The 13,281-nt window shown below is 71.8% G+C and carries 12 protein-coding genes; 8 read left to right on the forward strand and 4 right to left on the reverse strand.

Annotated elements, in window-relative coordinates; genetic code table 11:
- Positions 1-39: 39 nt before the first annotated feature.
- Positions 40-966, reverse strand: coding sequence for a hypothetical protein (locus ACZ6ZR_RS29925; RefSeq protein WP_465647603.1), 927 nt, complete (start codon positions 964-966; stop codon positions 40-42).
- Between the two features lie 285 nt (positions 967-1,251).
- Between ACZ6ZR_RS29925 and ACZ6ZR_RS29930 the strand changes: the two genes are divergently transcribed.
- Entirely contained in the window at positions 1,252-1,770 is a 519-nt protein-coding gene (locus tag ACZ6ZR_RS29930) for a helix-turn-helix domain-containing protein (protein WP_465647604.1), read from the forward strand.
- 168 nt (positions 1,771-1,938) lie between these two features.
- Positions 1,939-3,240, forward strand: coding sequence for a M18 family aminopeptidase (locus ACZ6ZR_RS29935; protein ID WP_465647606.1), 1,302 nt, complete (start codon positions 1,939-1,941; stop codon positions 3,238-3,240).
- Positions 3,241-3,296: 56 nt separating this feature from the next.
- On the opposite strand, the gene ACZ6ZR_RS29940 is transcribed toward ACZ6ZR_RS29935, so the two are convergent.
- Complete coding sequence (locus ACZ6ZR_RS29940) at positions 3,297-3,719, reverse strand: DUF350 domain-containing protein (protein ID WP_465647608.1); 423 nt, start codon at positions 3,717-3,719, stop codon at positions 3,297-3,299.
- 102 nt (positions 3,720-3,821) lie between these two features.
- Between ACZ6ZR_RS29940 and ACZ6ZR_RS29945 the strand changes: the two genes are divergently transcribed.
- From ACZ6ZR_RS29945 to ACZ6ZR_RS29955, 3 genes are read left to right on the forward strand one after another with little or no spacing between them, the layout of a single operon-like run.
- Positions 3,822-4,127 carry a hypothetical protein gene (locus tag ACZ6ZR_RS29945; RefSeq protein ID WP_465647610.1) on the forward strand — a complete coding sequence of 102 codons (306 nt, stop codon included), beginning with the start codon at positions 3,822-3,824 and terminating at the stop codon, positions 4,125-4,127.
- A 7-nt stretch (positions 4,128-4,134) separates the two neighbouring features.
- Positions 4,135-5,355 (forward strand): glutathionylspermidine synthase family protein, encoded by a 1,221-nt coding sequence (locus tag ACZ6ZR_RS29950; protein ID WP_465647612.1) that lies wholly within the window; start codon positions 4,135-4,137, stop codon positions 5,353-5,355.
- A 59-nt stretch (positions 5,356-5,414) separates the two neighbouring features.
- Positions 5,415-7,229 carry an NHL domain-containing thioredoxin family protein gene (locus ACZ6ZR_RS29955; protein WP_465647614.1) on the forward strand — a complete coding sequence of 605 codons (1,815 nt, stop codon included), beginning with the start codon at positions 5,415-5,417 and terminating at the stop codon, positions 7,227-7,229.
- Positions 7,230-7,249: 20 nt separating this feature from the next.
- Here the strand turns inward: ACZ6ZR_RS29955 and ACZ6ZR_RS29960 are convergent, their stop codons facing one another.
- Together ACZ6ZR_RS29960 and ACZ6ZR_RS29965 are read right to left on the reverse strand one after the other, a co-directional pair.
- The gene (locus ACZ6ZR_RS29960; protein ID WP_465647616.1) at positions 7,250-7,843 is read right to left on the reverse strand and encodes a GNAT family N-acetyltransferase; all 594 of its coding nucleotides are present in this window, start codon (positions 7,841-7,843) and stop codon (positions 7,250-7,252) included.
- 106 nt (positions 7,844-7,949) lie between these two features.
- Positions 7,950-9,233 carry an adenylosuccinate synthase gene (locus ACZ6ZR_RS29965; RefSeq protein ID WP_465647618.1) on the reverse strand — a complete coding sequence of 428 codons (1,284 nt, stop codon included), beginning with the start codon at positions 9,231-9,233 and terminating at the stop codon, positions 7,950-7,952.
- Positions 9,234-9,359: 126 nt separating this feature from the next.
- Between ACZ6ZR_RS29965 and ACZ6ZR_RS29970 the strand changes: the two genes are divergently transcribed.
- From ACZ6ZR_RS29970 to purM, 3 genes are all read left to right on the forward strand, one after another.
- Positions 9,360-10,184 carry a diacylglycerol kinase family protein gene (locus ACZ6ZR_RS29970; RefSeq protein ID WP_465647620.1) on the forward strand — a complete coding sequence of 275 codons (825 nt, stop codon included), beginning with the start codon at positions 9,360-9,362 and terminating at the stop codon, positions 10,182-10,184.
- A 219-nt stretch (positions 10,185-10,403) separates the two neighbouring features.
- Positions 10,404-11,984, forward strand: coding sequence for an amidophosphoribosyltransferase (purF, locus tag ACZ6ZR_RS29975; RefSeq protein ID WP_465647622.1), 1,581 nt, complete (start codon positions 10,404-10,406; stop codon positions 11,982-11,984).
- An 83-nt stretch (positions 11,985-12,067) separates the two neighbouring features.
- A complete protein-coding gene (gene purM / locus ACZ6ZR_RS29980; protein WP_465647624.1) occupies positions 12,068-13,153 on the forward strand; it encodes a phosphoribosylformylglycinamidine cyclo-ligase in 1,086 nt (361 codons plus the stop codon).
- Positions 13,154-13,281: the final 128 nt, after the last annotated feature.

Raw genomic sequence — 13,281 nt, forward strand, 5'->3', positions numbered from 1 at the left:
TTGTTGATGGCTTGTCAGTTGGTGGTAAGAGGCCGGGTTTCAGCTGGAGGAAGGCGCGGCGGCGGTGAGCTCCGCGGCCTTGCGGAGCATGTCGTCGGTGCGCTGCCGGTAGGCCGCGAGCTCGGTCGCGTTGGCCTCGACGTACCGCTTCGCGTAGGCGGTCTGGACGGCCACCGCGACGCCCACGGTGTTGCCGGCGAGCTTGCAGGCGATGTCGGCGGAGGCGGTCGCGATCTCCTGCGGGCTGGGCTGCGTGGTCTGCTGCTGCCAGGCCGGGTCGCCGATCGCTGCGCCGGGGTCCTTGTACTCGAACCCCTTCTCCTTCATGCAGGCGGACCACTTGCCGAAGGCCTCGACCAGCCGGGGGTCCGTGGTGGGGACCTTCGGGCCGCCGTTCGGCAGGTCGCCGGCATCGGGGTTGGGGGTGGCACCGCCGAGCGCCTCACGGCTCTTCTGCTGGCACCCGCCCGCCGGAACGGGCCTGCCGTCCAGGGTGGTCACCGGCTGGCCCGTGCGGGGGTCGGCTCCGGTGAGCGCGATGTGGTTGCGATCGGCCGTGGCCTCGTCCAACGGGGCGCCGGGCGGAGGAGGGGGCGTGGTCCGCACCGTCGCGTACCCCTTGGACCCGGCGTTCGCCACGTCGAAGTAGCCGTAGACCGGACTGCGCGTCAGGCGCCCCGCCACCATGTCCTCCAGGCCGACCAGGACGGTCGGCCGGGCGGTGAGCCCGTACCCGCGCAGACACTCCGCCGCGAGCAGGTCCTGGGCCTTCACGATCTGGCGGACCTGGGCGGTGGTCACCAGGTAGTCGTCGATCGGTAGCGCGATCTGGCCCGGCTCCGTGACGGTCGCGACGGCACCGAGCACCGGCGGCGGATCCGCGGGCCGGTCCGCGCCGGAACTGCTGCAGCCGGCCGCGGTCAGGCCGGCCAGGGCCGCGGTGATGACTCGGACTCGGGTCGCCACGACTGTGTCCTCTCGTCCGGTGGTTCGACGTGGCGAACGACCGGGCCGCCGTTGCGCGACCCGGACCGGGCCGCGCAGGAGTTGATCCTCCGTCAGGTGCGGGTCGTGCGGACAGGAACTTAGACCGGAAGTTCTCCGGCCCGCGTGGTCGGCGCCCGCCCGCGGCGGTCTGTCCCCTTGATGTCCATATGGCCCTGTGGCGTGCGTCACATCACCCTTGTGTGGTGGGCGAGTTACCTATGGTGATGGGGTAGCGGATCCATCTGCGTCCGGGGGGACGGATTGATGCACGAGTCGGAGGAGCGGTTCGGCCGACTACTGCGCAGGTCGAGGGAGGCCGCCGCACTGAGCCAGGAGGAGCTCGCCGACCGGTCGGGGCTCAGTGCCAGGGCGATCGGGAACATGGAGCGCGGGCGGAGCCGGCCGAGGGCGGGGTCGGTGCGGCGGATCGTGGTGGCGCTCGGTCTGGACGGGAGTGCCGCGGTGGCGATGACCTTGGCGGCCGGCTGGGCCGAGTGGCCGGGGGAAGTGCCGGAGGAGGAGGGTGTCGGTGCCGGCCGGGTGGCGGCCCAACGGGGCGGTGGGGAGGGGCGGTTGTCCGACACCGAGGCGCTGCTGCTCCTGGGGGTGCTCGGCGGGGTCGACCCGGGCAGCTGGGATCCGGCGGTCAGGAACGCGCTGCTGAGGGCCTGCGCGGGCTCCGCGGCGGCGGTGCGGGTGGCCGGGGCCGTGCTGGCGGTCGAGCCGGGCCTGCCGCTGCGGGAGTTGGCCCGGCGGTTGGACGGTCGCTGCGTCCTCTCCTGACGGGCGGACCGGCGGATTCCGGAGGGCGGTCCGGGGGAAAGGCAACGAGCGCTTCACCGTTGTGTCACCGTTGTTGAGTTCACAGCGTCATGTCCGTGTACGGGCATATGCTCGGGTGCGAAGACCGGTCCCCACCGGGCTTCAGCCCTCCCTCGACCCAGGAGCAGCATGTCGACCGCCGTCCGCCCGGCCTCCTTCGACCGAACGCACACCGACGACCTGATCGCCTTCCTCAGCGCATCGCCGTCGCCGTTCCACGCGGTGGCCAGCGCGGCCGAGCGGCTCGAGAAGGCCGGCTTCCGCCGGGTGGCCGAGACCGACGCCTGGGACGCCGCGGCCGGCGGCCGCTACGTGGTCCGGGGCGGTGCGCTGATCGCCTGGTACGTGCCGGAGGGCGCGGGCCCCGAGACGCCGTTCCGGGTGGTGGGCACCCACACCGACTCGCCGAACCTGCGGGTCAAGCCGGTGCCGGACACCGGCGCCGCCGGCTGGCGGCAGGTCGCGGTCGAGATCTACGGCGGCGTCCCGCTGAACACCTGGCTGGACCGCGACCTCGGCCTCTCCGGCCGGCTCGCCCTGCGCGACGGCAGCGTGACGCTGGTTCAGCTGGACGAGGCGCTGCTGCGCGTGCCGCAGCTCGCCATCCACCTGGACCGTCAGGTCAACGAGGGCATGAAGCTCGACAAGCAGCGCCACCTCACGCCGATCTGGGGCCTCGGCAAGGTCACCGAGGGCTCCCTGATCGAGTACGTCGCCGAGCGGGCCGGTCTGGCCGCCTCCGACGTGATCGGCTGGGACTTGATGACCCACGACGTCCAGCCGCCCGCCTACCTGGGCAAGGACCGCGAGCTGCTGGCCGCGCCCCGGCTGGACAACCTGCTCTCGGTGCACGCCGCCACCGCCGCGCTGGCCGCGGTGGCCACCGCCGGCGGCGAGCCCGGCTGCATCCCGGTGCTGGCCGCCTTCGACCACGAGGAGACCGGCAGCGAGTCCGACACCGGCGCCCAGGGCCCGCTGCTGGGGAACGTGCTGGAGCGCAGTGTCTACGCGCGGGGAGGGACCCCGGAGGACCGCGCCCGCGCGCTGGCCGGCACCGTCTGTCTCTCCTCCGACATGGGCCACGCCGTCCACCCGAACTACACCGAGCGCCACGAGCCCGGCCACCAGCCGATGCCCAACGGCGGGCCGATCCTCAAGGTCAACGTCAACAACCGGTACGCCACCGACGCGCTCGGCCGCGCCGTCTTCACCGCCGCCTGCGAGAAGGCCGGCGTGCCGTGGCAGACCTTCGTCTCCAACAACTCGATGCCCTGCGGCACCACCATCGGCCCGATCACCGCGGCCCGGCTCGGCATCACCACGGTGGACTGCGGCATCGCCGCGCTCTCCATGCACTCCGCCCGTGAGCTCTGCGGCGCCGAGGACCCGTACCTGCTGGCCGCCGCCCTCAAGGCCTTCCTGGAGGGCTGACGGAGCGACAGAACCCCCCTGGAGCCCGGCTCCAGGGGGGTTCCGCGCAGGTGGGATCAGGCGATCGAAGCGGCGATGATCGCGGCCACCGCGAGGTTCATGCTGGCGGTCACCCAGACCGCCGGGTGCGGCTCCGGGTCGACCAGGATGGCGCCCAGCTTGCCCGGCGTCAGCACGTCCAGCAGCCAGAAGGCCACCGCCATCAGCACCAGGCCGAGCACGCCGAACAGCGCGGTGGTGGCCAGGCCCTTGCCGAAGTCGTCGTAGGTGGACATGATCGCGGTGAAGACGATCCCGCCGATCCCGAGCAGCGCGGAGCTGAGCACCACGGCGGCGTTGCGGTTGCGGTCGACCCAGATCTGGTGGCTGAGCTTCCCGGGGGTCAGCACGTCCACCAGGCCGACGCCGAGCAGCAGCAGGACCACGCCCACCGCCCCGAAGACGGCGGCGGCACCGAGGCCGTTGACGATGTCGTTCACTGGGTGGCCCCCGATGGAAGAAGTCGGAATCCCTGCTCAAGGATCGGCAAAAGATATCCCATCAGGTTCCCCTGCGGGCCCTTCCCAGTAGCATCTCCCGCCATGAGCTCCACTCCCGCTCCCGACCGCCGTAGATCGGGCTTCGTCGCGCTGGGCATGGTCGGCACGCTGGCCCTCGCACTGACGAGCTGCTCCTCGAACAGCAGCGCCCCCCGTCGCTGCGTCGACCCGGGCAGCCTCAAGGTGCTGGACAACCACTCCTGCACCGACAGCAAGACCTCGGCCGGCCGCTGGTACTACTGCGGTTCCGGCTCGCTCAGCGCCATCGGCGGCACCTTCGTCAAGGCCGACACCAAGCGCGGCGGCTTCGGCTGCCCGTCCGGCTCCTCCGGCTCCGGCGGCGGGTGAACCACTGATGCGCCGTCACACCCTCACCCCGCGCCCCGACTGGCAGCCCACCGTGGAGTCGCAGGGCCTGATCTACGCCGTCTGCCAGGACCCCTGCAACCAGGGCGGCCCGCACGCGTACTGGGACGAGAGCGCCTACTACGAGTTCTCGCTGCCCGAGGTGGAGGCGCTGGAGGAGGTGGTCGAGGAGCTGCACGAGCTCTGCCTGGAGGCCGCCGACCACGTGGTGCGCACGGAGCGGTACGCCGACTACGGCCTGACCGACCCCCGGGTGACGGCGATGATCGCCGAGTCCTGGCGGCGCCGGGACGAGCAGCCCTCCGTCTACGGCCGGTTCGACCTGGCCTACGACGGCACCGGCCCGGCCAAGCTGTTCGAGTACAACGCGGACACCCCGACCTCGCTGATCGAGGCGGCCGGCCCGCAGTGGTTCTGGATGGAGCAGCTCTTCCCCGGCGCCGACCAGTGGAACTCGCTGCACGAGCGGCTGGTGGCCTCCTGGGAGCGGCAGAAGCACCTGCTGCCGCCCGGCCCGGTGCACTTCGCCCACTCCCGGGGCGACACCGAGGGCGAGGACTGGATGACCACCCTCTACCTCCAGGAGACCGCCGAGCAGGCCGGGCTGGAGACGGTCGGCATCGCGGTGGAGGACATCGGCCTGGACGGCCTGAGCGGCCGCTTCGTCGACCTGGAGCAGCGCTACATCCGCTCGCTCTTCAAGCTCTACCCGTGGGAGTGGCTCACCGAGGAGGAGTTCACCCCGGCCCTGCTCTCCGGCGTCGACCTCGGCGGCTCCACCGGCAACACCATGTGGATCGAGCCGCCGTGGAAGATGCTGCTCTCCAACAAGGCCCTGCTCGCCGTCCTCTGGGAGCTCAACCCCGGCCACCCCAACCTGCTCCCCGCCTACCTGGACGGCCCGCGCGAACTCGCCGCCACCGGCTACGCGATGAAGCCGCTGCTCGGCCGGGAGGGCGCGGGCGTGCGGATCGTCGAAGCCGACGGCCACGAGACCAGGCTGGCCGAGTGGGCGGGCGACCCGGACCGCTACGGCAAGGAGGGTTTCTGCTACCAGCAGCTCTGCCCCCTCCCCGACTTCGACGGCAACCGCCCGGTCCTCGGCACCTGGGTGGTCGACGGCGAGGCCGCCGGCCTCGGCATCCGGGAGACCGACGACTCCCCGATCACCCACCAGGGCGCCCGCTTCCTCCCGCACCTGATCCGCTGACGAGCCGTCACCACCCGCACCGGGAATCCGGCCGTACCCCCATGAGGTTGGATGGGGGCATGGCTACTCGTGCTCGTGTCCGCGCCCCCGAACTCGTGGGGAAGGGCGGCTGGCTGAACACCGGCGGCAAGGACCTGTCGCTGGCTGACTTCCGCGGCAAGATCCTGGTCCTCGACTTCTGGACCTTCTGCTGCATCAACTGCCTCCACGTCCTGGACGAACTCCGGGAGCTGGAGGAGAAGCACCGCGACACCCTGGTGATCGTCGGCGTCCACTCGCCCAAGTTCGTCCACGAGGCCGAGCACCAGGCCGTGGTGGACGCGGTGGCCCGCTACGAGGTGCACCACCCGGTGCTGGACGACCCGGAGCTGGTCACCTGGAAGCAGTACGCGGTGCGGGCCTGGCCGACGCTGGTGGTGATCGACCCGGAGGGGTACGTGGTCGCCCAGCACGCCGGTGAGGGGCACGCGCACGCGATCGCCCGCCTGGTCGAGGAGCTGGAGCAGGAGCACGCCGCCAAGGGCACCCTGCGCCGCGGCGACGGCCCGTACGTGGCGCCGGAGCCGGTCGCCGGAGACCTGAAGTTCCCGGGCAAGGCGGTCCGGCTGCCGAACGGCCACTACCTGGTCGCCGACTCGGGCCACCACTCGCTGGTCGAGCTGGCCGAGGACGGCGAGACGGTGGTGCGCCGGATCGGCGACGGCGAGCGCGGCTTCACCGACGGCGCCGCGCCCCGGTTCAGCGAGCCGCAGGGCCTGGCGCTGGCCCCGGAGGGCCTCGGCTACGACGTGGTGGTGGCCGACACGGTCAACCACGCGCTGCGCGGGGTGAAGCTGGCGGACGGTTCGGTGACCACCCTGGCCGGGACCGGCAAGCAGTGGTGGCAGGGTTCGCCCACCTCGGGCCGGGGCCGCGAGGTCGACCTCTCCTCGCCCTGGGACGTGGCCTTCTTCGACGGCCGGGTCTGGATCGCGATGGCCGGGGTGCACCAGCTCTGGGCCTTCGACCCGGCCTCGGGCGAGGTCGCGGTGGCGGCCGGCACCACCAACGAGGGCCTGGTGGACGGCCCGGTGGCGGAGGCCTGGTTCGCCCAGCCCTCCGGCCTGGCGGTCTCCGCCGACGGCGAGAAGCTCTGGGTCGCGGACTCGGAGACCTCGGCCGTGCGCTGGGTTTCACGTGAAACGCAGACCGTGCACACCGCCGTCGGCACCGGACTCTTCGACTTCGGTCACCGCGACGGCGAGGCCGCCCAGGCCCTGCTCCAGCACCCGCTCGGCGTGACCGTCCTCCCGGACGGCTCCATCGCGATCGCCGACACCTACAACCACGCGCTGCGCCGCTTCGACCCGGCCACCGGCGAGGTCTCCACCCTGGCCACCGACCTGCGCGAGCCCTCCGGCGCCGTGCTGGCCGGCAACGACATCGTGGTGGTCGAGTCGGCCCGGCACCGGCTCACCCGGCTCAGGCTGCCCGAGGAGGCCGTCCGGGTCGAGGCGGTGGCCCACCGCACCCAGCGCGCCGCCACCGAGGTGGCCCCCGGCGCGCTCCGGCTGGACGTGGTCTTCCAGGCCCCCACCGGCCAGAAGCTGGACGAGCGCTACGGCCCGTCCACCCGGCTGCTGGTCTCCTCCACCCCGCCCGAGCTGCTGCTCTCCGGCGCCGGCGCGGAGAGCGACCTCAACCGCGAGCTGGTGCTCAACGGCGAGCTCACCGAGGGCGTGCTGCACGTCTCGGCGATGGCCGCCTCCTGCGACGACGACCCGGAGATCGAGTACCCGGCCTGCCACGTGCACCAGCAGGACTGGGGCGTCCCGGTGAAGCTGGTCGCCGGCGGCGCCACCCGGCTGCCGCTGGTGCTGGCCGGGATGGAGTAGCCGGCCGAGCGGACGGACCGTCAGCCCGCCAGCAGACGGTCCGTCAGCCGGGCCTTCGCGGCGGGCCACTCGCCCGCGAGCATCGAGAACCAGACGCTGTCCCGCCAGCTGCCGTCCCGGCGCTGCCGGGCCCGGCGGAAGGTGCCCTCGTACTGCGCGCCCAGGCGCTTGATGGCGTTCTGCGAGCGCTCGTTGAGGTGGTCGGTCTTCCAGCAGACCGTGCCCGCGCCTAACTCCTCGAAGGCGTGGGTCAGCAGCAGCAGCTTGGCCTCGGTGTTCACCGCCGTCCGCCACACCGCGCGGCCGTACCAGGTGCCGCCGATCTCCAGGGTCTCCTCCCGGGCCGCGACCGCCAGGTAGCAGGTCACCCCGACCGTCTTCCCGGTCTCCGGCAGCACCACCGCGAACGGTACGACGTCGTCCCGGCCGAGGTCCGACCCGACCAGCGCCAGCATCTCGTCCGGGGTGGACGGCACCGGCCCGATGATCCAGCGGAACACCTCCTCGTCGCCCCCGGCCGCCTCGAAGAGGTCGGCCGCGTGCGCGGTGGTGAGCGGCTCCAGCCGGACGTGCCGGCCGGTCAGGACGGTGGGGGAAGGCAGCTTCGCGGTCATGACCCAGTACGTTAGCCCCGCTTTGCACTAGCAGCAAGAGCCATATGCACTAGTACAAAAGCAGAAGGCCCCACCCGAAGGTGGGGCCCTGCGCTCAACTACCCGATCAGATGAAGGAGTTGATCTGGATCGTCTCGGTCCGGCCGGGGCCGACGCCGATCGCGGAGATCGGGGCGCCCGACATCTCCTCCAGTGCCTTCACGTACGCCTGCGCGTTCTTCGGCAGGTCGGCGAAGGTCTTCGCCTTCGAGATGTCCTCGGTCCAGCCGGGGAAGTTCTCGTAGATCGGCTTGGCGTGGTGGAAGTCGCTCTGGTTGTACGGGAGTTCCTCGACGCGCTTGCCGTCGATCTCGTACGCGACGCAGACCGGGATCTGCTCCCAGCCGGTCAGCACGTCCAGCTTGGTGAGGAAGAAGTCGGTCATGCCGTTGACCCGGGTCGCGTAGCGGGCGATCACCGCGTCGAACCAGCCGCAACGACGGTCACGGCCGGTGGTGACACCACGCTCGCCACCGATCCGGCGCAGCGCCTCGCCGTCCGCGTCCAGCAGCTCGGTCGGGAACGGGCCCGAGCCGACGCGGGTGGTGTACGCCTTCAGGATGCCGATGACCCGGTCGATCTTGGTCGGGCCGATGCCGGACCCGGTGCAGGCGCCGCCGGCAGTCGGGTTCGAGGAGGTGACGAAGGGGTACGTGCCGTGGTCGACGTCGAGCAGGGTGCCCTGGCCGCCCTCCAGCAGGACCACCTTGTTCGCCTTCAGCGCCTCGTCCAGGACGAGGGTGGTGTCGGCCAGGAACGGGCGGAGCTTCTCGGCGTAGCCGAGGTACTCCTGCACCACCAGGTCGGCCGGGATGGCGCGGCGGTTGTAGAGCTTGACCAGCAGCTGGTTCTTGTCGTGCAGCGCCGCTTCGACCTTCTGGATCAGGATCGACTCGTCGAAGAGGTCCTGGACCCGGATGCCGACGCGGTTGATCTTGTCCGCGTAGGTCGGGCCGATGCCGCGGCCGGTGGTGCCGATCCGGCGCTTGCCGAGGAAGCGCTCGGTGACCTTGTCCAGGGTCCGGTGGTACGGCGTGATCAGGTGGGCGTTGCCCGAGATCAGCAGCTTCGAGGTGTCGATGCCCCGCTCGTTCAGGCCGTTCAGCTCGGAGAGCAGTACGCCCGGGTCGATCACGACGCCGTTGCCGATCACCGGAACGACGTTCGGGCTGAGGATGCCGGAGGGCAGCAGGTGAAGGGCGTACTTCTGATCGCCGATGATCACGGTGTGACCGGCGTTGTTGCCGCCCTGGTAGCGGACGACGTAGTCGACGGAGCCGCCGAGCAGGTCCGTCGCCTTCCCCTTGCCCTCGTCTCCCCACTGGGCACCAACGATCACGAGTGCCGGCACAGGCGTACACCCCTTCGGGTTGGGGCATCCTGCGTAGGCCGCAGTCTGCTCCGAGATAGACGAAGCCCCTGGCGCAATAGCGCAAGGGGCTCTTGCACCGAGAGATTACCTGAGGAAGGACGGGTCGTGTCGTCGCTGTCCACGCCCGAGGGCCGTGCCGTCTGCCCAGACGCGCCGGGCCAGCTGCTGCTCCTCCTCGACCCGGCCGCCCGGCGGGCCGACGGCGAGTCGGTCCGGATCGCCCGGGACGTGCTCGCCGGGGGAGCGGACGTGAAGCTGGCGCTGCCCGAGAGCCCGTCCGAACTCGACCGGATACTGGCGCACCGTGGCCGCCGACGACCGGTGGTGATCGGTTCCGACCTGGCCCTGCAACGCGTGCTCCAGGCCCTGCACCGCCAGCGCGACCTGGGCTCCGACCCGCTCGGCGTGGTCCCGGTCGGCCGCCCGGAGGCGGTGGCCTCGGCCCGCGCGCTCGGCGTGCCGGCCCAGCCGGTGGCGGCCGCCCGGGCGGTGCTCGGCGGCAGCGCCCGCAAGCTCGACCTGCTGGTGGACGACGGTGGCGGCGTGGTGCTCGGCGAGGTCCGGGTGCGCGGCGGCTGGTCCGGCCGCCCCGGCGCACTGCGTTCGCTATGGGCGAAACTGGCTACGGCCGAGCAGGGGATCTCCCCCGTTCCGGACGCCCACCGCCTGCGGATCGAGGCCGACGGCCGCCTGCTGGCCGACCTCCCGCACGCCGTGCACCGCCTGCGGGTCAGCCTGCCCGCCGGGGCGGGCGAGATGGAGCTCCGCCTGCACACCCCCGAGGGCCCGCACGTCCTGCGCGCGGCCCGCCTCACGGTGGCCGGCCGCGGCTTCGGCTACGAGGCCGACGGCTGCCGGGTCGGCCCGGTCCGCGCCCGGGTCTGGACCGTCCATCCGGGCGTCTGGCAGCTCCTCGTCCCCGCCGCGTGAGCAGCGTCACGTCCGGGCGCCGCCCCGGCGGCCGCGGCGGTGCCCGGGAAAGGCCACGGTCCGCGTACGCCAAGGCGAGCCGCGCATTCAACGAATTGTGCGCGGGAAAAGCCCCACCCCGGTAAGGGGTTTTGTCTACGCGCGTTGCTGTCCGATTCCCCAATAACCACGCCGTCCCTCGTTCGAGGAGGCGTACGGAACTGCCCTAGACTCGTTGACGTGCCACGTGGTGACGGAAGACTCAACCACGATCTTCTTCCCGGCGAGAAAGGCCCTCAGGACGCTTGCGGCGTCTTCGGGGTCTGGGCTCCCGGCGAGGAGGTCGCCAAGCTCACGTACTTCGGCCTCTATGCCCTGCAGCACCGCGGACAGGAATCCGCGGGCATCGCAGTGAGCAACGGCTCCCAGATTCTCGTCTTCAAGGACATGGGGCTTGTCTCCCAGGTCTTCGACGAGACCTCCCTGGGGTCGTTGCACGGGCATATCGCCGTCGGACATGCCCGCTACTCGACCACCGGGTCCTCGGTCTGGGAGAACGCCCAGCCGACCTTCCGGGCGACCGTGCACGGCTCGCTCGCGCTCGGTCACAACGGGAACCTGGTCAACACCGCGGAGCTCGCCGCGATGGTCGCCGAGCTGCCCGGGGAGGAGCACGTCTCGCGCTCCGGCCGGTCCGCCGCGACCAACGACACCGACCTGGTGACGGCGCTGCTCGCGGGCTACCCGGAGCTCTCCATCGAGGAGACCGCGAAGCAGGTGCTGCCCAAGGTCAAGGGCGCCTTCTCGCTGGTCTTCATGGACGAGCACACCCTCTACGCGGCCCGTGACCCGCAGGGCATCCGCCCGCTGGTCCTCGGCCGCCTGGAGCGCGGCTGGGTGGTCGCCTCGGAGACGGCGGCGCTCGACATCTGCGGCGCCTCCTTCATCCGCGAGGTGGAGCCCGGCGAGCTGATCGCCATCGACGAGAACGGCATGCGGACCTCCCGCTTCGCCGAGGCCAAGCCCAAGGGCTGCGTCTTCGAGTACGTCTACCTGGCCCGCCCGGACACCACCATCGCCGGCCGGAATGTGCACCTCTCCCGCGTGGAGATGGGCCGCCGGCTCGCCAAGGAGGCGCCCGTCGAGGCCGATCTGGTGATAGCCACTCCCGAGTCCGGCACCCCCGCCGCGATCGGGTACGCGGAGGCCAGCGGCATCCCGTACGGCTCCGGCCTGGTGAAGAACGCCTACGTGGGCCGCACCTTCATCCAGCCCAGCCAGACCATCCGCCAGCTCGGCATCCGCCTCAAGCTCAACCCGCTGCGCGAGGTCATCCAGGGCAAGCGCCTGGTGGTGGTGGACGACTCCATCGTCCGCGGCAACACCCAGCGCGCGCTGGTCCGGATGCTCCGCGAGGCCGGCGCGGCCGAGGTCCACATCCGGATCTCCTCGCCGCCGGTCAAGTGGCCGTGCTTCTTCGGCATCGACTTCGCCACCCGCGCGGAGCTGATCGCCAACGGCATGACGGTGGAGGAGATCGGCCGCACCCTCGGTGCGGACTCGCTCGCCTACATCTCGATCGACGCCATGATCGAGGCCACCACGATCCCCAAGGACCGGCTCTGCCGGGCCTGCTTCGACGGCGAGTACCCGATGGAGCTGCCGGACCCGGCACTGCTCGGCAAGCTGCTGCTGGAGGCGGAGATCGCCGGCAGCAAGCAGCAGCCGGCCGTCCGGGGCAAGTCCACCGGCTCCGACCTGGACGGCGTCCAGTCGCTGCTCGGCGGCCACGGCGCGGCCGACGCGCTCCGGCGCCCCTGATCCACCTGCCGCCCCGGTCCTCCCAGGCCGGGGCGGTGCGGTTCCCGTACACCCCCACCCCTGACCCGAAAGGGCCACAGCACGTGACCAGCAACCAGAGCGGTGCCACCTACGCCGCCGCAGGTGTCGACATCGAGGCCGGCGACCGTGCGGTCGAGCTGATGAAGCAGTGGGTCAGGAAGGCCGACCGCCCCGAGGTGGTCGGCGGCCTCGGCGGCTTCGCCGGGCTCTTCGACGCCTCCGCCTTCAAGCGCTACGAGCGCCCGCTGCTGGCCTCGGCGACCGACGGGGTCGGGACCAAGGTGGCCATCGCCCAGGCGATGGACAAGCACGACACCATCGGCCGCGACCTGGTCGGCATGGTCGTCGACGACCTGGTGGTCTGCGGCGCCGAGCCGCTCTTCATGACCGACTACATCTGCGTGGGCAAGGTCGTCCCGGAGCGTGTCGCGGCGATCGTCAAGGGCATCGCCGAGGGCTGCACGCTGGCCGGCTGCGCGCTGGTCGGCGGCGAGACCGCCGAGCACCCGGGCCTGCTCGGCCCGGACGACTACGACGTCGCGGGCGCCGGCACCGGTGTGGTGGAGGCCGACAAGCTGCTCGGCGCCGACCGCGTCCGGGCCGGCGACGTGGTGATCGCGATGGCCGCCTCGGGCCTGCACTCCAACGGCTACTCGCTGGTGCGCCACGTGCTGCTGAACCAGGCCAAGTGGTCGCTGGACCGCCAGGTCGAGGAGTTCGGCCGCACCCTCGGCGAGGAGCTCCTCGAGCCGACCCGGATCTACTCCCTGGACTGCCTGGCGCTGACCCGGGCGACCGAGATCCACGCCTTCTCGCACGTCACCGGCGGCGGCCTGGCGGCCAACCTGGCCCGGGTGATGCCGGCCGGCCTGCACGCCCGCCTGGACCGCGGCACCTGGTCCCCGCTGCCGGTCTTCCAGACCGTGGCGAAGGTCGGCAACATGGCCGCCCTGGAGATCGAGAAGACCCTGAACATGGGCGTCGGCATGGTGGCCGTGGTGCCGCCGGAGTCGGTCGACGTGGTGCTCTCGGTCCTGGAGGACCGGGGCGTCGAGGCCTGGCTGCTGGGCGACGTGGTGGACCGCACCGACGAGCACGCGGACGGCGCGGCGCTGTACAACGCCTACGACGGCTTCGAGCTGGCCTGACCGCAGGTCCGAAGGGCCCCTACGGGGGCCCTTCGGCATGTCCGGGGAGCGCCGCTCCGCCGGTGCCGGGGAACGACGAAGACCGGCTCGGCACCCGGGGGTGACTGAGCCGGTCTTTCGAAGACGTG

This window comes from Kitasatospora sp. NPDC088742 (assembly GCF_055584905.1).

Excerpts from the sequence above, each read along its gene's own strand:
- ACZ6ZR_RS29955 (WP_465647614.1), top strand. The coding sequence starts at position 5,415 with ATGGCTACTCGTGCTCGTGTCCGCGCCCCCGAACTCGTGGGGAAGGGC.
- ACZ6ZR_RS29930 (WP_465647604.1), top strand. The coding sequence starts at position 1,252 with ATGCACGAGTCGGAGGAGCGGTTCGGCCGACTACTGCGCAGGTCGAGG.
- ACZ6ZR_RS29945 (WP_465647610.1), top strand. The coding sequence starts at position 3,822 with ATGAGCTCCACTCCCGCTCCCGACCGCCGTAGATCGGGCTTCGTCGCG.
- ACZ6ZR_RS29935 (WP_465647606.1), top strand. The coding sequence starts at position 1,939 with ATGTCGACCGCCGTCCGCCCGGCCTCCTTCGACCGAACGCACACCGAC.
- ACZ6ZR_RS29950 (WP_465647612.1), top strand. The coding sequence starts at position 4,135 with ATGCGCCGTCACACCCTCACCCCGCGCCCCGACTGGCAGCCCACCGTG.
- ACZ6ZR_RS29960 (WP_465647616.1), bottom strand. The coding sequence starts at position 7,843 with ATGACCGCGAAGCTGCCTTCCCCCACCGTCCTGACCGGCCGGCACGTC.